23 protein-coding genes and 1 tRNA gene are annotated in these 25,977 nt (G+C 60.1%); 15 read left to right on the plus strand and 9 right to left on the minus strand.

Annotated elements, in window-relative coordinates:
• Window positions 1-397 precede the first annotated feature (397 nt).
• From scpB to AC3IQ7_RS06715, 14 genes are all read left to right on the plus strand, one after another.
• Window positions 398-1,192, plus strand: coding sequence for an SMC-Scp complex subunit ScpB (gene scpB / locus AC3IQ7_RS06650; RefSeq protein ID WP_099379401.1), 795 nt, complete (start codon window positions 398-400; stop codon window positions 1,190-1,192).
• Entirely contained in the window at window positions 1,185-3,287 is a 2,103-nt protein-coding gene (gene rluB, locus AC3IQ7_RS06655; RefSeq protein WP_489208667.1) for a 23S rRNA pseudouridine(2605) synthase RluB, read from the plus strand. Before scpB ends, rluB begins: the two co-directional genes overlap by 8 nt.
• A gap of 343 nt (window positions 3,288-3,630) precedes the next feature.
• On the plus strand, window positions 3,631-4,119 hold the full coding sequence (rimP, locus tag AC3IQ7_RS06660; protein ID WP_034782527.1) for a ribosome maturation factor RimP: 489 nt from the start codon (window positions 3,631-3,633) through the stop codon (window positions 4,117-4,119).
• Window positions 4,116-5,681: a transcription termination factor NusA gene (gene nusA / locus AC3IQ7_RS06665; RefSeq protein ID WP_035825194.1), complete on the plus strand. Its 1,566-nt coding sequence runs from the start codon at window positions 4,116-4,118 to the stop codon at window positions 5,679-5,681. The genes rimP and nusA overlap by 4 nt, the downstream gene beginning before the upstream one ends.
• Before the next feature lie 46 nt (window positions 5,682-5,727).
• Entirely contained in the window at window positions 5,728-8,586 is a 2,859-nt protein-coding gene (gene infB, locus AC3IQ7_RS06670) for a translation initiation factor IF-2 (protein ID WP_034760145.1), read from the plus strand.
• Window positions 8,587-8,700: 114 nt separating this feature from the next.
• Window positions 8,701-9,117: a 30S ribosome-binding factor RbfA gene (rbfA, locus tag AC3IQ7_RS06675; protein ID WP_035825200.1), complete on the plus strand. Its 417-nt coding sequence runs from the start codon at window positions 8,701-8,703 to the stop codon at window positions 9,115-9,117.
• A gap of 2 nt (window positions 9,118-9,119) precedes the next feature.
• On the plus strand, window positions 9,120-10,055 hold the full coding sequence (gene truB, locus AC3IQ7_RS06680; protein ID WP_322427411.1) for a tRNA pseudouridine(55) synthase TruB: 936 nt from the start codon (window positions 9,120-9,122) through the stop codon (window positions 10,053-10,055).
• A gap of 207 nt (window positions 10,056-10,262) precedes the next feature.
• Complete coding sequence (gene typA, locus AC3IQ7_RS06685; RefSeq protein ID WP_035825203.1) at window positions 10,263-12,095, plus strand: translational GTPase TypA; 1,833 nt, start codon at window positions 10,263-10,265, stop codon at window positions 12,093-12,095.
• A gap of 164 nt (window positions 12,096-12,259) precedes the next feature.
• Entirely contained in the window at window positions 12,260-13,210 is a 951-nt protein-coding gene (gene dusA / locus AC3IQ7_RS06690; RefSeq protein WP_489210401.1) for a tRNA dihydrouridine(20/20a) synthase DusA, read from the plus strand.
• Entirely contained in the window at window positions 13,210-13,674 is a 465-nt protein-coding gene (locus tag AC3IQ7_RS06695) for a hypothetical protein (protein ID WP_489208668.1), read from the plus strand. The genes dusA and AC3IQ7_RS06695 overlap by 1 nt, the downstream gene beginning before the upstream one ends.
• A gap of 534 nt (window positions 13,675-14,208) precedes the next feature.
• Window positions 14,209-15,948 (plus strand): methyl-accepting chemotaxis protein, encoded by a 1,740-nt coding sequence (locus AC3IQ7_RS06700; protein ID WP_416208748.1) that lies wholly within the window; start codon window positions 14,209-14,211, stop codon window positions 15,946-15,948.
• 60 nt (window positions 15,949-16,008) lie between these two features.
• Window positions 16,009-16,356, plus strand: a complete 348-nt coding sequence (locus AC3IQ7_RS06705; RefSeq protein WP_233516259.1) for an energy transducer TonB — start codon at window positions 16,009-16,011, stop codon at window positions 16,354-16,356.
• Between the two features lie 168 nt (window positions 16,357-16,524).
• Complete coding sequence (locus AC3IQ7_RS06710; RefSeq protein WP_099379407.1) at window positions 16,525-17,097, plus strand: hypothetical protein; 573 nt, start codon at window positions 16,525-16,527, stop codon at window positions 17,095-17,097.
• A 150-nt stretch (window positions 17,098-17,247) separates the two neighbouring features.
• Window positions 17,248-17,610, plus strand: coding sequence for a hypothetical protein (locus AC3IQ7_RS06715; protein ID WP_099379408.1), 363 nt, complete (start codon window positions 17,248-17,250; stop codon window positions 17,608-17,610).
• 63 nt (window positions 17,611-17,673) lie between these two features.
• Here AC3IQ7_RS06715 and AC3IQ7_RS06720 read toward each other — a convergent pair whose 3' ends face one another.
• The 4 genes from AC3IQ7_RS06720 to AC3IQ7_RS06735 all read right to left on the minus strand — a co-directional run bounded on the left by AC3IQ7_RS06720 (window position 17,674) and on the right by AC3IQ7_RS06735 (window position 21,707).
• Window positions 17,674-17,889, minus strand: a complete 216-nt coding sequence (locus tag AC3IQ7_RS06720) for a hypothetical protein (RefSeq protein ID WP_035825217.1) — start codon at window positions 17,887-17,889, stop codon at window positions 17,674-17,676.
• Window positions 17,890-17,926: 37 nt separating this feature from the next.
• Window positions 17,927-18,376, minus strand: a complete 450-nt coding sequence (locus tag AC3IQ7_RS06725) for a hypothetical protein (protein WP_322427417.1) — start codon at window positions 18,374-18,376, stop codon at window positions 17,927-17,929.
• Between the two features lie 259 nt (window positions 18,377-18,635).
• Complete coding sequence (locus tag AC3IQ7_RS06730) at window positions 18,636-19,295, minus strand: FxDxF family PEP-CTERM protein (protein ID WP_099379544.1); 660 nt, start codon at window positions 19,293-19,295, stop codon at window positions 18,636-18,638.
• Window positions 19,296-19,595: 300 nt separating this feature from the next.
• Window positions 19,596-21,707, minus strand: coding sequence for a TonB-dependent receptor family protein (locus tag AC3IQ7_RS06735; protein WP_489208669.1), 2,112 nt, complete (start codon window positions 21,705-21,707; stop codon window positions 19,596-19,598).
• A gap of 288 nt (window positions 21,708-21,995) precedes the next feature.
• On the opposite strand from AC3IQ7_RS06735, the gene AC3IQ7_RS06740 reads away from it, so the two are divergent.
• Window positions 21,996-22,442 (plus strand): response regulator, encoded by a 447-nt coding sequence (locus AC3IQ7_RS06740; RefSeq protein WP_099379542.1) that lies wholly within the window; start codon window positions 21,996-21,998, stop codon window positions 22,440-22,442.
• Between the two features lie 28 nt (window positions 22,443-22,470).
• On the opposite strand, the gene AC3IQ7_RS06745 is transcribed toward AC3IQ7_RS06740, so the two are convergent.
• From AC3IQ7_RS06745 to AC3IQ7_RS06765, 5 genes are all read right to left on the minus strand, one after another.
• The gene (locus AC3IQ7_RS06745) at window positions 22,471-22,767 is read right to left on the minus strand and encodes an addiction module antidote protein (protein ID WP_489208670.1); all 297 of its coding nucleotides are present in this window, start codon (window positions 22,765-22,767) and stop codon (window positions 22,471-22,473) included.
• A complete protein-coding gene (locus tag AC3IQ7_RS06750; RefSeq protein ID WP_489208671.1) occupies window positions 22,764-23,066 on the minus strand; it encodes a type II toxin-antitoxin system RelE/ParE family toxin in 303 nt (100 codons plus the stop codon). Before AC3IQ7_RS06750 ends, AC3IQ7_RS06745 begins: the two co-directional genes overlap by 4 nt.
• 205 nt (window positions 23,067-23,271) lie before the next feature.
• A tRNA-His gene (locus tag AC3IQ7_RS06755) sits at window positions 23,272-23,347 on the minus strand.
• Between the two features lie 142 nt (window positions 23,348-23,489).
• Window positions 23,490-24,335 carry a glutamate racemase gene (gene murI, locus AC3IQ7_RS06760; protein ID WP_489208672.1) on the minus strand — a complete coding sequence of 282 codons (846 nt, stop codon included), beginning with the start codon at window positions 24,333-24,335 and terminating at the stop codon, window positions 23,490-23,492.
• A gap of 67 nt (window positions 24,336-24,402) precedes the next feature.
• Entirely contained in the window at window positions 24,403-25,944 is a 1,542-nt protein-coding gene (locus AC3IQ7_RS06765; RefSeq protein WP_086144995.1) for a fumarate hydratase, read from the minus strand.
• Between the last annotated feature and the right edge of the window lie 33 nt (window positions 25,945-25,977).

Here is a 25,977-nt window from a genome sequence, read left to right on the forward strand (position 1 = left end):
GCAGGCAGCGGGCGATATGTCGCGCCAGAACCGGGTAAAACGCGTGTTTTGCCCGGTTTTGCGCTTTTCCGCTTTTTATCAGGTACAATTGGCATCGTTGGATGAAACGACGACTGTCGCTCTCCTGTCTGGCTGCTTCGTCGCCACGGGAAAAGCAGCTGCTCCGGAGTTCGTTTCATTGCTGGTTATTTAAGGCCAGCACCATGGATGGCAGGACTTTCACTGCATCCGCTTTAGTCCCGCTTTGCGCGCATCGGCCAAGGCGTCGGAAAAACAGCCTCAACTAGTAACCCAGCACGGCGTCATCATCGATGTCTGCCCTCTGTTACGTTGAAATGAACGTTTTTGATTTCTTTCTCTGCATACGAATTGCAACACACATCCGCACAGAATTGCTATGAATACAATTGAGGCTAAAAAAGTCCTCGAAACCGCGTTGCTGTGCGCTCGTGAATCGCTGACGATCCACAGCTTGAAGAAGCTGTTCGTCGATGCGGACGAGAATGGCCGCGTGCGCGGCGTCGGCGTTGGCGCCGACACGATCAAGCAATTGCTGGAAGAGTTGCGCGATGAGTGGGAAGGGCGCGGCATCGAGATCGTCAGTCTGGCTTCGGGCTGGCGCTTTCAAAGCCGCCCGGAAATGAAGATGTATCTCGATCGCATGACGCCCGAGCGGCCGCCCAAGTATTCGCGGGCGACCCTGGAAACCCTCGCCATCATCGCCTACCGCCAGCCGGTGACGCGCGGCGATATCGAGGAGATTCGCGGTGTTGCCGTCAATTCGCAGACGATCAAGATGCTGGAAGACCGTGGCTGGGTCGATGCCATCGGTTACCGCGACGTGGTGGGACGGCCGGCCTTGCTGGCCACCACCAAGCAGTTTTTGGATGACCTGGGTTTGCATTCGCTGTCCCAGCTGCCGCCTTTGCAGCAAATCAGTGAAATGCAGGGCAATGGGCTCGAAGCCCTGGAAGCGGCCCTGCAAGAAAATTTTGACAAGGCAAGCAATGAGCTTGTCCCCCAGCTTGGTGCAGGTAGCAATACGGCTGTGACAGATGTAGATGTGACAGCAAGCCTTGATGCCGGCCCCGATGCTTCGCCCACGGACGAAGCCTACACTCACGACCCTGCGCCAGAACTAACGGTTGACGCTGCGCCAGGTCAGCACAGCCAAGAAACGAAGAATGAATAATCCGAACACACCCGAGACAGTAACCGCCAGCGACGAAGCCATCGTTGCCAAGCCCAAGCGCCGTACCAAGGCCCAGATCGAAGCCGACGCGGTTGCTGCAACCGCTGCTGCTGCTGCTGCTGCTGCCGCTGGCGACAGCGACGCTGCCAAGCCGAAGCGCCGCACGAAAGCCGACGTGGCCGCCGCTGCGCCCGTCGCTGAAGCTGAAGCCGCGCCAGCCGCCAAGAAAACCCGCGCCAAGCCAGTCTTGAAGGCCGTGGCCGACGCCGCCGAAGCGGCTGCCGAGGTGGTTGCCGCACCTGCGCCGCGTCCGCCGCGCGCCCGCGCCGCCGCCAAGGCCGCTGCCGCCGTCGCTGAAACGGCGCCGGAAGCCGTCGCTGACAAGCCGGCCGAAGCACGCCCGACCCGCGGTCCGCGCCAGATGCGTGGCGTGCAGGCGGAACGCGCGCTGCGCCAGCCGCCGCGCGCGGAAGCGCCGCAGGCGGCCGACGCCGTTGCAGCCGCGCCTGCCGCAGAGCAAGCCGCCGCGCCTGTCGCCGACGTGTTTGATGCCGAAGGCAACCTCGTGTCCGGCCCGCGCCTGCCGCGCGGTCCGCGCAACGACGTGCCGGGCGCTGGCAAGAATGCCGGCAAGAGCCGTAAAAAGGGCAAGGGCCGCCAGGCTGCGCCAGGCAAGCTCAGCGACGCTGATGCGGTCTTCTCGTTTGTCACTTCCGACGCTTTCGACAGCGAAGAGGGCGGCACGGGCCGTGTACAGAAAGTGGCTGTGCGCCGCGACCTGACGTCCGACGACGACGCGCCGAAGCTGCACAAGGTGCTGGCCGAAGCCGGTCTCGGTTCGCGCCGCGACATGGAAGACCTGATCATTTCGGGCCGCGTGTCCGTGAATGGCGAGCCGGCCCACATCGGCCAGCGTATCTTGCCGAGCGACCACGTGCGCATCAACGGCAAGTTGATCCAGCGCCGCGTCAGCAAGAAGCCGCCACGCGTATTGGTCTACCACAAGCCGGCCGGTGAAATCGTCAGCCATAATGACCCGGACGGCCGTCCATCCGTGTTCGACCGCCTGCCGACCATGAAGGCGGGCAAGTGGCTGGCCGTTGGCCGCCTTGACTTCAACACGGAAGGCTTGTTGCTGTTTACCACCTCCGGTGACCTGGCCAACCGCCTGATGCACCCGCGCTACGGCATCGACCGCGAGTACGCCGTGCGTACCCTGGGCGAGCTGGAAGAGGGCATGCGCCAGAAACTGCTGGCCGGCGTCGAGCTGGAAGACGGCCTGGCGCAGTTCTCGAAGATCGCCGATGGCGGCGGCGAAGGCATCAACAAATGGTACCGCGTGGTGATCGGCGAAGGCCGTAACCGCGAAGTGCGCCGCATGTTCGAAGCCATCGGCCTGACCGTCTCGCGCCTGATCCGTACCCGCTACGGCGCCATGACCCTGCCGAGTGGCCTGAAACGCGGCCGCTGGGAAGAGATGGATGAAAACACCGTGCGCGATCTGCTGACCGCCTACGGCATCGAAAAGAAAATGCCGGCATCGGGCGACCCCCGTGCCGCTGGCGCCGCCAAGGGCCGCGAAGCGCGCAAGGTCGAACGCAAGGACCGCGATGACGAGCCGAATGGCAACCGCATCGATGTGAGCAACCGCAACGCCGATCCGTTCCCGGTCGCGCCGCGCCGCGGCCAGCCGCAAGGCCAGTTTGCCCGTCCGCAAGGTCAGGGTCGTCCAGGTGGCGCCGGTCGTCCAGGCGAAGCGCGTGGTCCTGGCCGTGGTCAGCCGCAAGGTCCGTTCCAGGGTGGTCAGCCGCGCTCGTCGGCATCGTTCGAAGGCGCGCCGCAAGGCCAGGCCCGTCCGCCGCGTGCGGCAGGTCAGGGCCAGGGTCGTCCGGCCGGTGGCGGCGAAGGCCGCGCGCCGCAGCGCGGTCCGCGCCAGCCTGATCCGCTGCAAACGGCCTTCGGCTTCGCCAACACGGGTCCGCGCCGCAATACGGGCGGTGGTGCCGGTGGGCAAGCGCGTTCCGGTGGCCAGCCGCGTGGCGGCATGGATCGTGGCGGCATGGATGGCATGCCGCGCCGCCGCAGCAAAGGTTAATCGAGAAGAGTTTCTTCTTGCGCGCCCGCCGATCTGCCGCGGGTGCGCGCTCTTGTAACTGTTGTAAGCCGGGCCGCTCCTTGTGTGCGGCATTGCGGCGAAGTTAATAAGAGGTTATAATCTGCAGCCTAATAAAAGTTCTCCGCAGGGTTGTTTGGTGGGGAGTGCTTTCATCTGGTTGGGAAAATACAAGAAGATGGGCAGATGCCCATTTTTTTTTTGTTGAATCGTTTGTAATGGCTCCGCAAGGGGCCATATATGACTTGAATGCGTGTTTTTGCATGTTGTCGGCGCTCAAATGGCGCTGTCATGCCGAAAACGGGCCTTATTTCTGGAGAATTTCTTGCAGCAGTTGGGATTAATTGAAAAGACAGTTATTGGTCTGGGCTATGAGCTCGTTGATGTCGAACGTGCCGAGCGCGGACTGCTGCGCGTCTTTATTGATTTCAGCGCCGCCGATGCCGCTGAAAAAGGTCCGATCACGGTCGAAGACTGTGCCACGGTGAGTCACCAGTTATCGCATGTGTTGACGGTAGAGAACGTTCCTTACGAGCGTCTCGAGATTTCTTCCCCGGGTCTTGATCGTCCGGTGCGCAAGCTGGAAGACTTTGTCCGTTTCGCAGGTCAGGAAATCATCGTCAAGCTGATGGTGGCGATGCCGGGTACGAACAACCGGAAATCGTTCCAGGGGATCTTGCAAGAACCCGTGGGCGATAAATTGTCGTTGGAATTTGAAGGTAAGGATGGTCCGGCGATGTTGGAGTTTACGCTCGCGGATGTGGATAAGGCACGCTTGGTGCCGCAGGTGGTTTTTAAGGGACGCAAAGCATGAGCCGCGAAGTTTTATTATTGGTTGACGCGCTGGCGCGCGAAAAAAACGTCGATAAAGATGTCGTCTTCGGCGCCCTCGAATTCGCGTTGGCGCAAGCCACGAAGAAACGGTATGAGGGTGAGGTAGACATCCGCGTTTCGATCGACCGCGAAACGGGCGAATTCGAATCGTTCCGCCGCTGGCACGTCGTGCCCGATGAAGCGGGCCTGCAATTGCCGGATCAGGAGATCCTGCATTTCGAGGCAAAAGAACAGATTTCCGATATCGAAGTCGATGATCACATCGAAGAACCGATCGAATCCGTTGAATTCGGCCGCCGTTTCGCCCAGGATACCAAACAGGTTGTCCTGCAGCGCGTGCGTGATGCCGAACGCGAACAGATCCTGGTCGACTTCCTGGAACGTGGCGACTCGCTCGTCACCGGCACCATCAAGCGCATGGAACGCGGCGACGCCATCGTCGAATCGGGCAAGATCGAAGCACGTCTGCCACGCGATCAGATGATCCCGAAAGAGAATCTGCGTATCGGCGACCGTGTGCGTGCTTTCATCTTGCGCATCGACCGCAATATGCGCGGCCCGCAAGTGATTCTGTCGCGCACCGCGCCAGACTTCATCATGAAGCTGTTTGAGCTGGAAGTGCCGGAAATCGAGCAAGGCATGCTGGAAATCAAATCCGCAGCCCGCGATGCCGGCGTACGCGCCAAGATCGCCGTCTACACGGCCGACAAGCGCATCGACCCGATCGGTACTTGCGTTGGCATGCGCGGTTCGCGCGTGCAGGCTGTCACCGGTGAACTCGGTGGTGAACGTGTCGACATCGTGCTGTGGTCGGAAGATCCGGCGCAGTTCGTCATCGGCGCCCTGGCACCGGCGAACGTGTCGTCGATCATGGTCGATGAAGAAAAACACGCGATGGATGTCGTCGTGGACGAAGAAAACCTGGCAATCGCGATCGGCCGTTCCGGCCAGAACGTGCGCCTGGCCTCTGACCTGACCGGCTGGAAGATCAACATCATGACGGCCGAAGAATCGGCTGACAAAGCTGCCCAGGAAACGGCTGCCGTGCGCATCCTGTTCATGGAAAAGCTCGATGTCGACCAGGAAGTGGCCGATATTCTGGTGGAAGAAGGTTTCGCCAGTCTGGAAGAAATCGCTTACGTGCCAATTTCCGAAATGCTGGAAATCGAATCGTTTGACGAAGATACTGTCAATGAACTCCGTACCCGTGCGCGTGATGCGCTGGTTACCGAAGCGATTGCTTCGGAAGAGGGTCTGGAAGGCATGGACGAGGCGTTGGTGGGTCTGGAAGGCATGGACCGCATTACCGCCGGTAAGCTGGGTCTGGCTGGTATCAAGACCGTTGAAGCATTTGCAGCACTGGCATACGACGAATTTGGCGCAATCCTGGCCTTGTCTGCGGACCGTGCGCGTGAACTGATTACAAGTGAATTTAAAGATGTGACCGACGATGAGATGAAGTTGGTTGACTCGAAATACGACGATCGTGCCAAGGCGTTGCAAGCCAAGGCATGGAGTCTGGCCGAATCCGCAAAGGCTTAATTTGAGTATCTTTATCATCTCCGCGACACATAGAAAAGAGGACTGAATGGCGAGTAACAACGTAGCCCAATTTGCCACCGAACTGAAGATGCCTGCAGATTTGCTGCTGACGCAGCTGCGTTCTGCCGGCGTCGAGAAAAGTTCGACGTCAGATCCATTGTCGAAAGATGATAAGGACAAGCTTTTGGATCATCTGCGCCGCACACACGGCGCAGCGGCTGACACAGAAAAGAAAAAAATTACCGTGACCCGCAAGGAAACGACTGAAATCAAGCAAGCTGACGCAACCGGCAAATCGCGCACCATCCAGGTGGAAGTGCGCAAGAAACGCACTTTCGTCCAGCGTGACGAAGCTGCGCCGGTCGCAGCAGAACCGGTCGCGCCTGCCGCACCGGTGATCGATCCTGCCGACGTGGCGCGCCGTGAAGAAGAAGCCCGTAAACAGGCTGAACTGATCGCCCGCCAGGAAGCCGATCTGCGCGAAAAGCAAGAACGTCTGGCCAAGCTCGACGCGGAAAAAGAAGCCCAGGCGAAAGCCACGCAACAGGCTGAACTGGCTGCGAAGAAGGAAGCTGAAGCGGAAGCGAAGAAAGCCGCTGCCAAGGCTGCTGCCGCACCTGCCGCCAGCGCCGCTGCGCCTGTCGTTGACGACGCCGCCGCCGAAGCGAAAAAAGCTGCTGCCGCTGAAGAAGCGAAGAAGAAAGCCGCTGCCGCTGCTGTTGCGGCCAAGGAAGCCGCTGACAAAGCGGAAGCCACCGAGCGTGCACGCAAGGCCGTTGCCGACGAAGTCGCCCAGATCAAGGCCATGATGAATGCGCCACGCCGCGCCATCAAGGCACCGGAACCCGTACCGGTTCCCGTCAAGCCGAAGGCGCCGGAAGGCACCCTGCACAAGCCAGCTGACAAGAAACCGGGCGACAAGCCGGGCGACAAGAAGCCTGCTGTTGCAGACAAGAAATCCATCAAGTCGGCGAATGTGTCGTCCACCTGGTCCGATGACGCGAAAAAACGCGGCACCACCGGTGGTCCTAAGCCACGCGGCAACAGCGGCCCAGGCGGCCGTGACAGCTGGCGCGGTGGCGCGAAGGGCCGTCGCCCGACGCACCATGACGACCGTGAATCGAACTTCCAGGCTCCTACGGAAGCCGTCGTCAAAGACGTGCACGTACCGGAAACGATCACCGTGGCCGAATTGGCGCACAAAATGTCCGTCAAGGCATCCGAAGTCATCAAGCATTTGATGAAATTGGGCCAGATGTGCACGATCAACCAGGTGCTGGACCAGGAAACCGCCATGATTCTGGTGGAAGAAATGGGCCACAAGGCGTTCGCCGCCGAACTGGACGATCCGGAAGCGTTGCTGGCCGATGTGGGCGAACACGCGCACTTCGAAACCAAGCCACGCGCACCGGTGGTCACCGTCATGGGTCACGTCGACCACGGCAAGACCTCGCTGCTGGACTATATTCGTCGCGCCAAGGTTGCATCCGGCGAAGCGGGCGGCATTACGCAGCATATCGGTGCTTACCACGTCGATACGCCACGCGGCATGATCACCTTCCTCGACACCCCGGGTCACGAAGCGTTTACCGCGATGCGTGCCCGTGGCGCCAAGGCAACCGACATCGTCATTCTGGTGGTTGCTGCCGACGATGGCGTGATGCCGCAAACGAAAGAAGCGATTGCCCATGCGAAAGCAGCCGGCGTACCGCTGGTGGTGGCGATCAACAAGGTCGACAAACCAGGCGGCAACGTTGACCGTGTGACGCAGGAACTGGTCGCCGAACAAGTCGTGCCGGAAGAATACGGTGGCGAATCGCCATTCGTGCCGGTCTCGGCCAAAACGGGTCAAGGTATCGACGACCTGCTGGAACAAGTGCTGTTGCAAGCCGAAGTGCTGGAACTGACGGCACCGGTCGATGCGCCTGCGCGCGGCCTGGTCGTCGAGGCACGTCTGGACAAGGGCCGTGGTCCTGTCGCGACGATCCTGGTGCAGTCCGGTACCCTGAAGCGCGGCGACGTGATTCTGGCGGGCTCTTCGTATGGCCGTGTTCGCGCCATGCTGGATGAGAACGGCAAATCCATCGCTGAAGCCGGTCCTTCGATTCCGGTCGAAATCCAGGGCTTGACGGAAGTGCCGGTTGCCGGTGAAGAAGTCGTCGTCATGGCTGACGAGCGCAAGGCGCGTGAAATCGGTCTGTTCCGTCAAGGTAAGTTCCGCGACGTGAAACTGGCGAAACAGCAAGCTGCGAAACTGGAAAACATGTTCGACCAGATGGCCGAAGGCGAAGTGAAAAACTTGCCGCTGATCATCAAAACCGACGTGCAAGGTTCGCAAGAAGCGCTGGTCGGTTCGTTGCAGAAACTGTCGACCTCCGAAGTGCGCGTGCAAGTTGTTCACGCAGCCGTCGGCGGCATCACGGAATCGGACGTCAACCTGGCAGTCGCCTCGAAAGCGGTCATCATCGGCTTCAACGCCCGTGCTGATGCCCAGGCGCGCAAGCTGGCCGAGTCGAATGGCGTGGACATTCGCTACTACAACATCATTTACGATGCGATCGACGAGATCAAATCGGCGTTGTCGGGCATGTTGGCACCAGAGAAACGCGAAACCGTCATCGGCCAGGTCGAGATCCGCCAGGTTATCCTGGTCTCGAAAGTGGGCGCGATTGCCGGTTGCCTGGTCACCGATGGCGTGGTCAAGCGTGCTTCTTCCGTCCGCCTGTTGCGCAACAACATCGTGGTGTGGAGTGGCGAGATCGACTCCCTGAAACGCTTCAAGGACGATGCGAAAGAAGTTCGCGCCGGTCTGGAGTGCGGCCTGTCGCTGAAGAACTACAACGACATTCAGGTTGGCGACACCCTGGAAGTGTTCGAAGTCCAGGAAATCGCTCGTACCCTGTAATCACAGCAGTAATGGCGCGGACATATCGTTGTCCGCGCAAACACGTGGGGCGCATTGGTCAACGGGCAACCGTTTGACTCATGCGCCCTGCGGCACTTAGGACAGCATAAAATCATGGCTAAACATAGCAAAACCATGCCAGCGCGCGGCTTGCGCGTGGCCGACCAGATCCAACGCGATCTGGCTGAAATCGTCGCCTACGAATTGAAGGATCCACGCGTCGGCACGATGATCACCATCACCGAAGTGCAGATCACCCCCGATTACGCGCATGCCAAGGTGTTTTTCACGATGTTGAAAGACAGCAAGGAAGCCATCAAGAACACCACCGAAGGCCTGATGGCCGCATCTGGCTTCATCCGTGGCTTGCTGGGCAAGCGCCTGCACATCCACACCCTGCCGATGCTGCATTTCGTGCATGACAGCTCGACTTCGCGCGGCATGGAAATGTCCTTGCTGATCGACAAAGCCAACGCCACGCGCGCGGCTGACGCCGAGCCGGATGTCAAACCAGAAGCGGACGAGCAATAACAGTGGCGGGTCCGAAGAAACCGCCCGGCATCAAGCGGGTGCGCGACCTGGTCGACGGCGTCTTGCTGTTGGATAAGCCCGTGGGCTGGTCCAGCAATGACGCCCTGATCAAGGCCAAGCGCGTCCTGAACGCGAAAAAAGCGGGCCATACGGGCACGCTGGATCCGTTCGCCACGGGCTTGTTGCCGCTGTGCTTTGGCGAAGCGACCAAGTTCTCGCAGGACTTGCTGGAAGCCGATAAAACCTACGAAACCCTGGTACACCTGGGGCAGACGACGGATACGGGCGATACCGAGGGCGAAGTGCTGGAAACGCGCGATGTCAACGTCACGCAAGAGCAGATCGAAGCCGTGTTGGCGCAGTTCCGCGGGCCGATTTTGCAGACGCCGCCCATGTACTCGGCCTTGAAGCGGGACGGCAAGCCCTTATATGAGTATGCAAGGGCAGGCATCACGCTGGAGCGCGAAGCGCGCCCGGTGACCATCCACAAGCTCGAGTTCCTCGGCTATGACGCCCCGTTCCTGAAATTGTCCGTGATGTGCAGCAAGGGCACGTATATCCGCGTGCTGGGCGAAGACATCGGCCATGCCCTTGGTTGCGGCGGCCATCTGAACGCCTTGCGCCGCACGCAGGTGGGCAACCTGACGCTGGACGGCGTCGTCACGCTCGATGAGTTGACGGCGCATGCCGCGCCGCTGAGCCTGCTGGCGCCCGTCGATGCATTATTGTCGAGTTTCCCCGCCGTCCAGCTGACGGAAGAATTGGCCAAGCGTTTCCTGCATGGCCAGCGCATCGCGCTGGGCAAGGAAGACGTTGCCGTGCCAGCCGAGCCGGGCAGGGTGCGCGTGTATCACGACAGCAAGCTGCTGGGCACGGGCCAGTTGCAGGAATACAGCATCCTGGCGCCGGAACGCTTGATTGCCACAGCGCATCAATAAGTCACAGCAACGTCATATTACCCAGCGACACTCGTTAAACAGTGTCGCTTTTTTAAACAAACCGTCCCCGACTGCGGGAGCCGCCAGCATTTTTAGATAGCGTTGCAACGCAACATGCTATACTACGCGGTTCCGGAAATAGATTAGCATTCGGGTATCTCGTACACCTTGTACGCACTCCGCAGTTTTTCAGTAACTACTACGACCATGTCAAATACAAAACGCGCAATTCGTAATATCGCCATTATCGCCCACGTTGACCACGGCAAAACCACGCTGGTGGATCAGCTGCTGCGCCAGTCCGGCACCTTCCGTGAAAACCAAGCGGTCGACACCCGAGTCATGGACTCGAACGACCTGGAAAAGGAGCGCGGCATTACGATTCTGTCGAAGAACTGCGCTGTTGAGTACGAAGGCACCCACATCAATATCGTCGACACCCCAGGCCACGCCGACTTCGGCGGCGAAGTGGAGCGTGTTCTGTCGATGGTGGACTCGGTTCTGCTGCTGGTCGATGCACAAGAAGGCCCGATGCCGCAAACCCGTTTCGTCACGCGCAAAGCGCTGGCACTGGGTCTGAAGCCTATCGTTATCGTCAACAAGGTCGACCGTCCAGGCGCGCGCCCGGACTGGGCCATCAACCAGACGTTCGAACTGTTCGACAAGCTGGGCGCTACCGACGAGCAACTGGATTTCCCTATCATTTACGCTTCGGGCCTGAACGGCTATGCCGGCCTGACCGAAGACGTGCGCAGCGGCGACATGAAGCCAATGTTTGACGCCATCCTGGAACACGTTCCAGTACGCGACGACAATCCTGAAGGCCCGCTGCAAATGCAGATCACCTCGCTGGATTACTCGTCGTACGTCGGCAAGATCGGCATTGGCCGCGTCAACCGCGGTACCGTCAAAGTTGGTCAGGACGTGCTGGTCATCAATGGTCCAGGCGCCACGCCTATCAAAGGCCGCATCAACCAGGTGCTGAACTTCAAGGGCCTGGAGCGCGTGCTGGTTGACGAAGCTGTTGCCGGCGACATCTGCCTGATCAACGGTATCGACGAAATCGGCATCGGTTCGACCCTGTGCGCAGTCGATACCCCGGATCCGCTGCCGATGCTGACCGTCGACGAGCCGACCCTGACCATGAACTTCATGGTCAACAACTCGCCACTGGCTGGCCGCGAAGGCAAGTTCGTTACCTCGCGCCAACTGCGTGACCGTCTGGACCGCGAACTGAAAGCTAACGTTGCTCTGCGCGTTTCGCCAACCGACGACGACACGATCTTTGAAGTGTCGGGCCGCGGCGAGCTGCACCTGACGATTCTGATCGAAAACATGCGTCGCGAAGGCTTCGAGCTGGCCGTATCGCGTCCACGCGTGGTCTTCAAAATGGTCGATGGCGTGCGCCACGAGCCGTTTGAAAACCTGTCGGTTGACGTGGAAGAAGTCAACCAGGGCGGCGTCATGGAAGAACTGGGCCGTCGTCGTGGCGACCTGCAAAACATGGAATCGGATGGCAAGGGCCGCGTGCGTCTCGAGTACCTGATCCCGGCGCGTGGCCTGATCGGCTTCCAGGGCGAATTCATGACCCTGACCCGCGGCACCGGCTTGATGAGCCACGTATTCCATGAATACGCGCCAGTCGACAACACCCGTGGCGAAATGGCTGGCCGTCGCAACGGCGTGCTGATCTCGCAAGATGACGGCGCCGCTGTTGCCTACGCCATCTGGAAACTGCAAGACCGCGGCCGCATGTTCGTGTCGCACAATGACCCAGTCTACGAAGGCATGGTCATCGGTATCCACTCGCGTGACAACGATCTGGTCGTCAACCCGATCAAGGGCAAGCAGCTGACCAACGTGCGTTCGTCGGGTACCGACGAAGCGGTGCGCCTGGTACCACCAATTCAGATGTCGCTGGAATACGCAGTCGAATTCATCGAGGACGACGAACTGGTGGAAATCACGCCTAAATCGATCCGTCTGCGCAAGCGCTTCCTGAAAGAGCACGAGCGTAAAAAAGCGTCGCGTGATGCGTAATCTGTTGTAGCGCATGGCCTGCGGGCCATGCCACGCTCAAGCCCGTTGCTCCGCCTTTCCTTCACCGGTGAGGCGCGCAGCGGGTTTGTCATTTGCAGCCCCTGTTTTTTGTAGACACCATGACTTCCTCTTCTTTGCCTTCCCGCCGCCTGTCCGTCGCCCCGATGATGGACTGGACCGACCGCCATTGCCGCAAGTTCCACCGCGAAATCACGCGCCACACCTGGCTCTACACCGAGATGGTGACGACGGGCGCGCTGGTCTACGGCGACGTGGAGCGCCATTTGCGCTTCAACGAGGAAGAGCATCCGGTGGCGCTGCAGCTGGGCGGCAGCGATCCGAAGGACCTGGCCACCAGCGCGAAGCTGGGCCAGCAGTGGGGCTACGACGAGGTCAACCTGAACTGCGGTTGCCCGTCCGAGCGCGTGCAAAAGGGCGCATTCGGCGCCTGCCTGATGGCCGAGCCGCAACTGGTGGCCGACTGCGTGAAAGCCATGCGCGACGTGGTCGACATCGACGTCACAGTGAAACACCGCATCGGCATCGATGACAGCGAATCGTATGACTTCGTGCGCGATTTCGTCGGCACCGTGGCCGACGCCGGCTGCAAGACGTTTATCGTGCATGCGCGCAATGCCATCCTGAAAGGCCTGAGCCCGAAGGAAAACCGCGAAGTGCCGCCCCTCAAGTATGACTATGCCTACCGCCTGAAGCGTGATTTTCCGCAATTCGAGTTCATTATCAACGGCGGCATCAAGACGCTGGATGAAATCGACCTGCACCTGCAGCACCTCGATGGCGTCATGCTGGGCCGCGAGGCCTACCACAACCCGTATGTGATGGCGCAGTTCGACCAGCGCTATTACGGCGACGACACGCCTGTCAAAACGCGCGATCAGGTGCTCGAAGCGATGATTCCGTACATCAGCGCGCAGCTGGAGAAGGAAGCGGGGAGATTAAAACTGAACAGCGTCACGCGCCACATGCTGGGCCTGATGCAAAACCTGCCCGGCGCGCGCGGCTTCCGCCAGACCTTGTCCGATTCCAAGAAGCTGGCGTCGGGTGATCCGCGCCTGCTGCTGGAAGCGGCGGCGCGCTTGTCGCTGCCTGCCTGATGCGCGGCGACGTCCACGTCCATGCACAGCAGTTGCATGGCTACCTGCAGGCCGTCACAGCATTGAAGGATGATGGCAGCCTGTTTCTGTGCGAGTATCTGGGGCCCGTCGCGCCGCAGGCATCGCTCGACGCGCTGTGCCGCACGCTGAAGCTGCAGCCGGATGGCATGCGCCTGCAGCCGATCGAGAGCATGGACTGCAGCGGCGCCTTGTGCACGCCGCGCCAGTGGCTGCTCGAGCGCTTGCTGCCGATGAGCGAGACGGACCGCGAGCCGCTCGACGCCCGTTTATATGATGGTTTCGAGGCCGAACTGGCCGAACTGTTCGGCAGCGAGCCGCACTGGTATCAACTGGTATCGTCCAGCCAGGGCAGCCTGGCTGATCGATTGGGTGCCATCTGGAGCATCTTTGTCTTCGGCACAGACGGCCACGCCTATGTGATGCGTTGCAGCTGGGACCGCTAATCCAACTTGTCTATACCGGTGCCCTTGCGCATTGGTATTGTCCGCACTACCCCCTCCTCCGAGTACCTCTCCAAAAACGATGCAATATGGCTACGCCATGTGTTGTAAATGCGCTGTTTCGGCGCACGCCCGCACTGTCGTGGGGCATTTCTATGGGGCAAGAAACGGCGTTGTTGCCATTTCCCCGAAGAAAGTTAATCAGCCATTTATTCAAGTACTTATTGCTTGCTTTGAGGCAAAATTTACACCTATAATTGATTATAGACAAATATTTCTCATATGAATGTTTGATGTTGATCTCGCATCATCGGTGTCAAAAATTCAGTATGTGGAACAAATTTGCATTCGCAGTCACTGGCGTTTTCAGGGCTGTTGTAGATCAGGAAGTACCCCAGGCTGCGTGCGGCCGGAGACCGCCAGCATACCAATGGGTAAGGGCGGATGCCGGTGTTGCGCAGCCTTCGTCTTGTCGTGCCGGGCAAAAATCCTTATCAATAGTTTCATTTACGAAGAGCCGAAATGAATTTAGCAAAAATGAAGGTTGGTACCCGCCTGGGCCTGGGTTTCGCCCTGGTACTGGTTCTGCTGGTGGCCGTGACCGTCCTCGGCATCGCGCGCATGGCGCAAATCCAGGAACGTCTCGATCACGTGATCAATGTCAACAACGTCGTCACCCGCCTGGTGATCGACATGCGTGGCAACGTCAGCGACCGCATCACCTCGCTGCGCATTCTGACCCTGATGACTGACGCGGGCGATATGGAACCTGAAATGGCGCGTATCAAGACGCAGACCAGTACCTATCAGGAAACGCAGAAGAAGCTCGAAGAGAAATTCGCCGTCGAGTCGACTCCTGAAGAAAAAGCCCTGCTGACCTCGATCAAGGAATACGAAGCGGCCGCCATGCCGGCCATCGCCAAGGCGTCCGCGCTGTGGATGGCCAACGATGCGGAAGGCGCCACGCGCGTGATGATCAAGGAAATCCGCCCGGTACAGAAAAAATGGATGGAAGCGCTGGAGCAACTGGCCGTGCTGGAAGACAAGCTTAACGAGCAGATGCAATCGGACGCCCGCAAGGCCTTCGACAGCGCGCGCCTGTTCATGATCATCCTCGGCGTACTGGCCGTGGCGATGGGCGTGGCGGCGGCACTGGTGATTACCCGCGGCTTGCTGAAGCAGCTGGGCGGCGAGCCTGACTACACGGCATCGATCGCCGGCAGCATCGCCAATGGCGACCTGTCGATCGGCATCCACACGCAGCCTTCCGATACCTCCAGCCTGCTGGCGGAAATGAAGGAAATGCGCAACAGTCTGGTGGGCATCGTCGGCCAGGTGCGTGTCGGTACGGAAACCATCGGCACGGCCTCGCGCGAGATCGCCGACGGCAATATCGACCTGTCGTCGCGCACTGAAATGCAGGCTAGCGCGCTGGAAAAAACGGCGTCGGCCATGGAAGAACTGACCTCGACCGTGAAACAGAATGCGGACAATGCGCGTGAAGCCAACAAGCTGGCCGCCACCGCTTCGGACGTGGCCCTGAAGGGCGGCTCCGTGGTGTCGCAAGTGGTTGACACCATGAGCTCGATCAATGAATCGGCGAAGAAGATTGTCGACATCATCGGCGTGATCGATGGCATCGCCTTCCAGACCAACATCCTGGCGCTGAACGCAGCCGTGGAAGCGGCACGTGCCGGCGAACAAGGCCGCGGCTTTGCCGTGGTGGCGTCGGAAGTGCGCAATCTGGCCCAGCGCTCCGCTGGCGCGGCGAAAGAAATCAAGATCCTCATCGACGATTCGGCCGAGAAGACGGAACGCGGTACGCGTCTGGTCGGCCAGGCTGGCGTGACGATGGGCGAAGTGGTCGACAGCGTGCGCCGCGTCACCGACATCATGAGCGAGATTGCCAGTGCCAGCCAGGAACAAAGTGCCGGCATCGAACAGGTCAACCTGTCGATTATCGAGATGGATGGCATGACGCAGCAAAATGCGGCCCTGGTCGAACAGGCAGCCGCCGCGGCGCAAAGCTTGCAGGACCAGGCGGCCGAACTGGCCCACGTGGTCAGCATCTTTAAACTGGTCGAAGGCGAAGAGAAGCCGGCGGCGTATGTGCCGGCCCCTGTTGCCGCCGCACCCGTTGCCGTGCGCAAGCCGGCACCGGCATTGCGTCCGGTCAAGTCGCTGACACGCAAGACCGAAGCGGCCGCTCCAGTGGCGGCTGCAGCGCCACGCAAGGCGGCAGGCGCCGGCAGCAATGACGAGTGGGAAGAGTTTTAAGCGCGGCCAACAGCGCACAGGAAGTTGTAATTACCGTATCTGATAATCATGGGGAAGCACATGTTTGAGAATAAGCGTTTGATGAGTGTTGCAGCAGCCTTGCTGGTGTCCGTTTCTTCCGCCGCCTTCGCGGCCGAGGTACCGGCATCGTTCGATGCCAAGAACTGCAAGGCCGACTATCCGAAAGCCTCGCTGATGAACGAAGAGCAGGGCACCGTGTCGATGTCCTTCCTGGTCAATGCCGATGGTAGCGTTGCCGATTCGAAAGTCGACAAGAGCAGCGGCTTCAAGAACCTGGACAAGGCCGCCATCAAGGCCCTGTCCGCATGCAAGTTCAAGCCCGGTACCAAGGATGGCGCCGCGGCGCAAACCTGGACCAAAGTCGATTACGCCTGGAAGCTGGACTGATCCACATATTGCCGGGGGCCAGGCTCCCGGCATGGCCGACTCCGCTACGGGCGGCGCTTGCAAGGGTGCCGCCCGTACTGTTATGTGCGCCAGCCAACGGCACTGTCGCCGCCGATTCTGTTACCCTCGAAACATACCTTCGGGATCTCCCATTACAAGAGGCCTACCATGCAGCGCATCCTGACACTTTCCTTCCTGGCCGCCAGCGGCTTGCTGCTTTCCGCCTGCGCCTCGCTGGGCACGCCCGTGGGCTTGCAGGCGGGGCAGACAGTGGCCGTCGTGAATAGCCTGAGCTGGGACAATCCCCTGACGGGTAAGCGCGATGGCGTGCGCACCAGTTGGCCCATCAAGGATGGCAAGATTGCTCCTGAATATTTTCCGCTGGCGCAGCTGAAGCAATGCGAAGCGGGCGGCAAGCCTTGCGCCTGGGGCGTGATGCGGGCACAGCGCGGCGCGCCCACGCTGAGCTATGCGGACGGCGGCGTCGATCTGGCCGTGAGCGTGGCCATTGACGTGGCGCGGCGCCAGGATGCACGCCAGGGAGAAACGCAAACGGCGATGGCGATTCCGCAGGATGTGGCCGCGCTGGCTGGCCGGCAACAAGTGCAACCCAGCTGGAAATTGAAGTATGGAAAGGTCGAGCAGGTCGAGCTCGATTACGGCGTGCGCTACCAGGTGTGCGTGCAGCGCTACGATGCGGCCGGCAAAGCCATCGATACCTGCGCGGTTCCGTTTATTTGAAGAAACATGCCATGCGGGCCGTTTGTGGCTGACTTGCGACATTTCATGTTGCAGCGTGCGTCGGCGTGTAACAATCGGTAAAAGCACAGCAAAGCACCGCGTAATTTCTTATAGTACTTAATTAAGGTAGTACACATTAGGAGAATTGCGATGAAAACCCTGTTGGCAGTAATCTCGCTGGCCGCCCTGGGTGGCTGCGTCGTGGCGCCCCCTGGTCCTGCGTATTACGGTTCGCGTGCGCCGCAGGGAGCCTACAATCCATACGACTGGCATACGGTCTCGTCCGAACCGGTGCAGTCGGGCCGCGTGATGAGCGCACCGCGCGTGGAATACACGAATGAACCCGTCTACGTGCAGCAGCCCGTGTATGTGCCGGCGCCCGTCTATGCGCCGCAACCGTATTATTACAATCCGCCCGTATCGATCGGGCTTGACTTCATGTTCGGCTTTGGGCGCTACGGTGGACACCGCGGCGGTTGGGGCGGGCATGGCCGTTACCACGGCCGCCGCTAGTGTATTGTGCTTGCGTGCAGGACAAAGCCGGACAAGCGTTGCTTGCCCGGCTTTGTCATTTTACTAGTGGAAATAGACCGAACCCTGGTGCAGTACGTCCGCCGAGCACAGGATATACATCGCCGCCGCTGCCAGACCTATTTGCAAGGCACCAAAGCTGATCGGGATGAGACGGGACATGTCGTACTCCTGAGTGGTGTGAAATGTGGTCAGGCTTTCATCATAGGATGAGTTGATGCCTTTGGGCATCGGATGAATGTCCGCCACCGTGTAGGACAACACCTCGTGCCTGGCGCCCCGCCTCGCTCTGCGCCGCTTAGCGGTTTTTCCAGCGCACGACAGGCTCTTCCGGCGCCGTATCCGGCACGTTCGAGATCGCCAGCCAGTGCGTCAGGCGTTCCGGATGCTTGAGGTTGATGCCCATGCCATCGATGATGCCGATTTGTTCCAGCATGCGCGCATCGATTTTCGCCTTCGACACCGTGGGCGCGCCCATGACCATGCGGTCATACGCCTTGCGCGCCTTGTGTTCCCATTTGTACAGATTGCTTTCGTCGAAGCGGTTCGCTTCGAAATACACGGTCAGGGTGCCATCGAGGTTGCCGAAGCCGACAATGCCCGCGCCCTTGCGGATGGTGGTGGTGTTGTTGATGTCAAATTCCGCCGTGGGCACGAAAATGCCGGCGCGGCCGTCGACGTCGGGACGTCCCACGGGCGTTTCCTTGCCGTAGGAACTCGTTTCGGTAATGGTTTTTTCTGCGGACATGGTGCATGTGGTGGCCGTGCCGGGAGCGCAATCGGGCCCGGCAGCGCCAGTCATCCTGTTCAAAAAATGCGTGCTGATGATCAGGGCGGGGTAGGGGCCCTGGCGGAGCGATGCTTGGCATTGCTTGATACCCCGCTATTGTAGCGTCAATTTAATTCTTCTTGGCAACATTTCCTGAAAATTATGCTCCCGTTTTGGCCGTGAAAAAAGCCGCCCGGCCATGGCGGCGGGGCGGCTGATGCGCGATGCTAGGTCAGGCTCAGGCGGCGTTCTTGCGGCGCGCCACGAAACCCAGCAAACCCAGGCCCAGCAGCATCATGGCGTAGGTTTCCGGTTCCGGCACGGCAGCCATCACCGAGACATTATCCAGGTAGGAACCATAGGTCGGCGCGGAGACGGGGCCGATAGATTCGAAGCGCAGCAGGCTCGACGAGCCGAGCGCCGTCACGTTCTGGCTGTAGGTTTGCCACACGCCGGTGGTGGTGCCGACCAGGGCCGTTGGCGTCAGCAGGGTCGAACCCCAGTAGACGTTCATCAGGCTGCTCGCGCCGCCTGGCGTATTCGGGCGGCCCGAGTAGGCGAACGACAGCGCATACGTGCCGCCGGCCGTGGTGGCGATCGATTGCGAGACGGAGGTCAGGCGCTCGGCATTGAGTTCAAGGTATTGCGTGCCAGCAGCGGCGACGGGGTTGAAACCGCTCTGGCCGCCTTGCGTGGCGCCCTTCTGGATTTCAAAGGCCGTGTTGCCGCTGACGGACGAGGTCCAGCCCGTTACGGCGCTCAATTGCGCGAACGGCGTGCTGATGGCGTTGCTTTCGAAGCTGCCGTTGATGACCAGTTCGGTCGCGGCATTGGCGGCGCCGGCAGTGATCAGGGAGGTGAGTGCGGCGATTTTGAAGAAGGTGGCAGGCATGTTCATGTAAGGTCCGTTTTCTTATCTAATGATTAATTTAATTTCCTAAATGATATTAAAGAATATCACTAAAACTCACCGGAAGTAGAAGTTTTTCGCTAAAAATTTTGTAATTGTGAAATCATTTGTGTTTAAAATGAAAATAATTTCCGCTATGAACTAGTTGCGCGGCGTTCCACGGGGACGCGGCCATGCTTCTGCTTGCATCACAGCATCTTTGTGACATCAGGGGGCGAAAAAAAACCTGCATCGAAAACACAACGGTGCAGGTTTTGACAGGGGGCGCGCGCCAGGCGCGCTGCCGGATCAGAATGCCAGGCGGCCCTGCAGGTAGACCATGCGCGGCGCGCCCACCAGCTTGCCCAGATTGCCGTCCGAGGTGCGCGTGAAGTAGCGCTTGTCGGCGAGGTTGTTGACGCCGGCGACCAGTTCCAGGCCGTTCTGGCCCGGTACTTTCCATTTCACTTGCGTGTTCCAGGTACGGAAGCCGGGAATCACGCCCAGGCTGCCTGCCGCGTTTTCCGCCACGGTGTTGGCTTCATCGGCGAACTGGCGGCTCTGGTGGCTGCTCGACAAATCAAAACCCCAGGCGCCCAGCTGGTAGTGGGCGCCGACGGTGTCCGTGGTGCGCGAATAGAAGGGCACGTCATTGCCCGCGTTCACACCATCCTGCAAGGTCGCCTTGGTGTAGGTGTAGGTGGCGTAGGCATTCAAGCCGGCCAGCGGGCCGGATTGGTCGAAGTGGTAATCGATGGCCGATTCCAGGCCCCGGTGGTGCGTGGCGCCCACGTTGTAGAAGACGACGTTTTCGCCGCTGCCGACGGACTGGATCTGGTTGTCGAACTTGATGTTGAACAAGGTCGCTTCGGCCGACAGCTGGCCGCTCTTCCAGCGCGCGCCCAGCTCGGCCGTCTTGGCCAGTTCCGGCTGCAGCGGGTTCTTGCTCGATTGCGCATTGAGCTGCGTATTTTGCACGGCGCCAAACGAGCTGTTGTAGTTGCCGAACAGGGTTACATTATTGTTGAGCAAGTAGGCCACGTTCAGCGAGGGCAGGGCCTTGTTGTTGAGCAACTCGATCTTTTGGTCGGTCGGCAAGTGGTTGAAGCGCACCGTCTTGATGTGTTCGTAGCGCACGCCCGGCGTGATGCGCCACGCGTCGATGGCGATCTTGTCATCGATATACACGGCTTGCGCATCGGTCGAATTGTCGGCGAAGCGCGTCGGCGCCTGCTGCACGCCGCTGGCGATGACGACGTTGTAGATGCTTTCATCGGCCCGTTCGACCAAGTAGCGGTAGCCGACGGTGACGTCCTGCGATACCTTGCCCGTGATGAAGCGCTGCGTGTAGCGCGGCTCGATGGCCGTCGTTTCATAGTTGCGCGGCTGGCGGCCCAGGCCCGTGCGACCGGCGTTGATCAGCGTGCTTTCGCGCGAGCTCTTGTTGTAATAGGCGCGCACTTCGAATTCCTGCGTGCTGGAAATCGCATTCAGGTAGCCGATGTCGAAGGCCTTGCGCTCGCCGCTCCAGAAGTCGGTCGGGCGCGTGTTCTGGAACGGGTCCTGCTTGTATTGCGCGGCGGTCAGGCCGCCCGGCGTGCGCGACGTCACGTCGTAGTAGGACAGCTTGCCGTACACCTCGGCCGTCGGGCTCAGGTCGTAACGGAATTTGAGGGCGAAGTCGTTGACCTTTTCATCGCTGCCCACGCGCCAGTCGCTGCCGCGGATGCCCGAATACAGCACCGCCAGGCCCAGGCCGCTATCGAGCTGGGTGCCGGCAAAGACGCTGGCCTGCGTGTTGTGGCCCACTTCGCTGTACGAGTTGTAGCGCACGGTGGCGTCGCCCGTGATGCCTGGCGTGGTGGGCACGCGGCGCGTCTTGAAGTTGATGATGCCGCCCACGTTTTGCGGGCCGAAGCGCACGGCGCCGCCGCCGCGCACCACGTCGACCGTCTCGACATTGGCCAGGCTGACGGGCGCGAACGACAGTTGCGGCTGGCCATATGGCGCCACCGACATCGGGATGCCGTCCAGCAACACCGTGCTGCGCGGCGAATAGCGTCCGGCCAGGCCGCGCACGCCGATATTCAGGGAGATGGCGCTGCCGGCGCTGCCCGAGTTGTCGCTGATCTGCACGCCGGGAATGCGCCGCATCACGTCGCTGAGGCTGGTCGCGCCCGAGTTCTCGATGTCGTCCTTTTGCACTACCGTGCGCGCGCCGGCAAAATTTTTCGTGCTGGCGGCCATGCTGGTGCCCAGCAGGTTGCTGCTGACCTGAATCGATTCCAGGATGGGGCCGGCGTTATCGGCAGTATTGGCTTGCTGTGCCTGCGCGGCGATGGGCGCGTTCAGGCAGGCGAGGGCGATGGCCAGCGCGCACGGGCGCAGCGAAAAGGGCAGGGTAAAAGGTGTGGCAGCCATGCATGGATCTCCGTAATGACAATGTTTGCGCGGGCAATCGGGCGGCGCGACAACATCGTGGCGTGGACATCCGGCGCAAGGGGATGATAATGATAATGATTCTCATTTTATCCGTCAATTGCGCAAACTGCGTAGGGCCGGCTTTCGCCGAGAGAGAGCGGGGAAGTGTTGCTGGCGCGGTACAGCGGGCGGCTTCGATTGCTGCTAGGCACCATTGCTCGGGTGCGGCGGCATTGCGCGCGCTTCTTGTATACTCGCGTTTTTGCAGCCGTCAGACGTGAACGTACAATGAGCCAGACAACTGAAACGACACCAGGCAATCCCCCCGTTGAACGCCGCCAGGGCGACAAGCCAGTCACCGCGGCGCGCAAGCTCAACTTGCTGGTGGTCGACGACAACCAGGAAGTGGGCGAATCGCTGGCCATGCTGCTCGAAGCGCTGGGCCACCACGCCGTGGTGGTGCGCAACTGGCAGATGGCCGTCGAGCAAGTCAAGCTGTGCGTGCCCGACGCCGTCTACCTCGACATCGAAATGCCCGGCATCAGCGGCATCGAAATCGGCCGCCGCCTGCACCACCATCCCGAAACGGCCAACGCCGTGCTGATCGCCGTCACCGGCCACAGCCTGCCCATGTATATGGACGACGCGCTGGCCGTAGGCTTCCGCCACTTCCTCGTCAAACCTGTGCGCCTGGAAGACCTGGCAACGACAGTGCAGTCGGTGCTGGCGGGGTAGATTTTCCGCTGCCCTGGCTGATGGGTGGTCAGATGTTCAGTGCTGCGGCGCGGAACTGCAAGCCGAGTGCATGCGTCACCTTCAAAATGGTGTCGAAGCTTGGATTGCCTTCGCCGGACAAGGCCTTGTACAAGCTTTCCCGTCCCAGCCCGGTATCTTTGGCTAGCTGCGTCATGCCGCGCACCTTGGCAATGTTGCCGAGCGCTTTGGCGATGAAGGATGCGTCGTCGCCGGCTTCTTCCAGGCAAGCTTCAAAGTAGGCGACGATATCCTCTTCGGTTTTGAGGTGCTGCGCGCTATCCCACTTGCTGAGTTTTTGTATCATCGGACCTCCTGGAGTGTCTGCGCGAGCCGCTGCGCCGTTTTGATATCTTTCGCTTGCGTTGATTTGTCGCCGCCAGCGAGCAGGATGATTATTTCCATACCACGCTGGGTGAAATAAACGCGGTAACCGGGACCACAATCAATTCGCATTTCCGAAACGCCGCCACCGACAGGTTTGCAATCGCCAAAGTTGCCATCTTCGGCGCGATCAATGCGGGCCAGGATGCGGAAAAAAGCTTTCCGATCCTTCAGCTGGCTGAACCAGTCATCGAACGTGGCTGTGGTATGGATGCTTTTCACGCATACAAGTGTATTCTTTGGGATACGATAAATCAAGCGTATGCATCAAGTTTCATTGTTGTGCACCGACCAGTTTCGTTCGCTGATGCATTCGCCTGTCATGTGGCGGAAGGGGAGGGCTGATGTTGCCTTATGCATCTGCGCGGGAATGAAAAAAGGGTTACAAGCCGAAGCATGTAACCCTATTTATTTACCGCTAATTCTGTGGGGTGGCTGATGGGGCTCGAACCCACGACAACAGGAATCACAATCCTGGACTCTACCAACTGAGCTACAGCCACCACTGTCTTACTTGCCTGTTTAGCTGTTTTGCTGAACAGGTGCCGAATTATACAAAGAACTCGGCAAAGTGGCAAATCTAAATGCAGTCTTTTTTAAAGAATCGAAAGATTGCATGAAAACGGTCGCTTTTGCTCACGCCGCTTACACGGACAGGTGTTCGACAGGCGGCTGCAAGTCCAGCAAGCCGGCGAAGGCTTGCGCCAGGGAGTCGACTTTGGCCGTCGTGTAGCCCTGCAGTCGTGGCACGTCATTGTTGATGCGGCGCAAGCCGGCTGCGTCGAGCAGGCGGGCCAACTGGCGTGCCACGGCTTCGCCGGTGTCAACCAGGGTGATGGGTTCTTGCGTATGCGCGCGTACCGTGCGTTCGATGGCGTCCTGCACGAAGGGGTAGTGGGTGCAGCCGAGCACCAGGGTGTCGACGTCTTGCGCCAGCATGGGGGCGATGTAGCGTTCCAGCATGGCGCTGGTGGCGTCCAGCGGGTCGTTGCCCAGTTCGCACTGTTCGATGCGGTCGGCCAGGCCGATGCAGGGCTGCAAGATGAACGTGGCGCCCGTGGCGGCGCTCACCTGTTCGCGCAGGGCCAGCAGCTTGTCGCCGCGCAAGGCGCGTTCCGTGGCCAGCACTGCGATCTTTCCATTGCGGCTGATGCTTGCCGCCGGTTTCAGGCCCGGTTCGACGCCGACGATGGGCAAGTCGGGATAGCGCGCGCGCAGCGCCTTGATGGCGGCGATGGTGGCCGTGTTGCACGCCACCACCAGTGCCTTCGCGCCTTGCTGCAATAAAAAGGCGGTGATCGCCAGCGAACGGTCGACCACTTGCTGTTCCGTCTTGTCGCCATACGGCGCATGGGCGGAATCGGCAAAGTAAATCAGGTCTTCCTGCGGCAGCTGCGCGCGGATATGGCGCAGCACCGACAGGCCACCCACGCCGGAGTCAAAAATGCCGATGGGCGCGTCTGGGCGGGCAGTGCTTGCAGTAAAAGTCATAGGGAACCGTTGAAGATAAAAAAACGCCGCGCTGATGTTGCCGCGCGGCGTCTATGGTAGAGCTTGTTTAAGCAACCGTCACTGGAATCTTGCTGACGCTATTGAGTTGCTCGATCTTCGCCTGCCACTCTTTCGGACCCGTGTTGTGCACCGAAGTGCCTTTCGCATCCACGGCCACCGTCACCGGCATGTCGACCACGTCGAATTCGTAGATCGCTTCCATGCCCATGTCGGCAAAGCCCAGCACCTTGGCGTGCTTGATGGCTTTTGACACCAGGTAGGCGGCGCCGCCGACAGCCATCAAATAGGCCGACTGGTGCTTCTGGATCGATTCGATGGCGACCGGTCCCCGTTCGGCCTTGCCGATCATGGCGATCAGGCCCGTTTTTTCCAGCATCATGTCGGTGAATTTATCCATGCGGGTGGCGGTCGTCGGACCAGCCGGGCCGACGGCTTCGTCGCGCACCGGGTCGACCGGGCCGACGTAGTAGATCACGCGGTTCTTGAAATCGACCGGCAATTCTTCGCCCTTGGCCAGCATGTCCTGGATGCGCTTGTGCGCTGCGTCGCGGCCCGTCAGCATCTTGCCGTTCAACAGCAAGGTCTGCCCCGGCGTCCACGAAGCGACTTCTTCTTTCGTTAGGGTATTCAGGTCGACGCGCTTGGATTTTTCCGTGTCCGGCGTCCAGTGCACTTCCGGCCACGACGACAGCGATGGCGGCGTCATGTAGGCAGGGCCCGAGCCGTCGAGCACGAAGTGGCCGTGGCGCGTGGCGGCGCAGTTCGGGATCATGGCGACAGGCTTCGACGCGGCGTGCGTCGGGTGCATCATGATTTTCACGTCGAGCACGGTCGTCAGGCCACCCAGGCCTTGCGCGCCGATGCCCAGCGAGTTGATCTTGTCGCACAGCTCGATACGCAATTCTTCCAGCTTGTTCTGCGGGCCGCGTTGTTTCAGCTCAAACATGTCGATGTCTTCCATCAACACTTCCTTGGCCATCAGCATGGCTTTCTCGGCCGTGCCGCCGATGCCGATGCCCAGCATGCCAGGCGGGCACCAGCCGGCGCCCATGGTTGGCACGGTTTTCATGACCCAGTCCACCAGCGAATCGGACGGATTCATCATGATCATCTTGGATTTGTTTTCCGAGCCGCCGCCCTTGGCTGCCACTTTCACGTCGACGGTATTGCCTTCGACCAATTCCATGTGCACGACGGCTGGCGTGTTGTCCTTGGTGTTCTTGCGGTCGAAATGCGGGTCGGCCACGATGGAGGCGCGCAGCTTGTTGTCGTCGAAGTTGTATGCGCGGCGCACGCCTTCGTTGACGGCGTCGGTGACGGTGCCGCTGAAGCCCTCGAAGCGCACGCCCATGCCGATTTTCAGGAAGACGTTGACGATACCCGTGTCCTGGCAGATAGGACGCTTGCCTTCCGCGCACATGCGCGAGTTGGTCAGGATTTGCGCGATCGCATCTTTTGCCGCCGGGCTTTGCTCGGCCGCGTAGGCGCGCGCCAGGTGCTCGATGTAATCAGCAGGGTGGTAGTAGCTAATGTACTGCAACGCTGCGGCGACGGATTCGATCAGGTCTTCTTGCTTTATGACAGTCATGGTGTTCTCGCGGTGGATAAGAAGGGTAGGACT

The organism is Janthinobacterium sp. GL_088, from assembly GCF_057837845.1.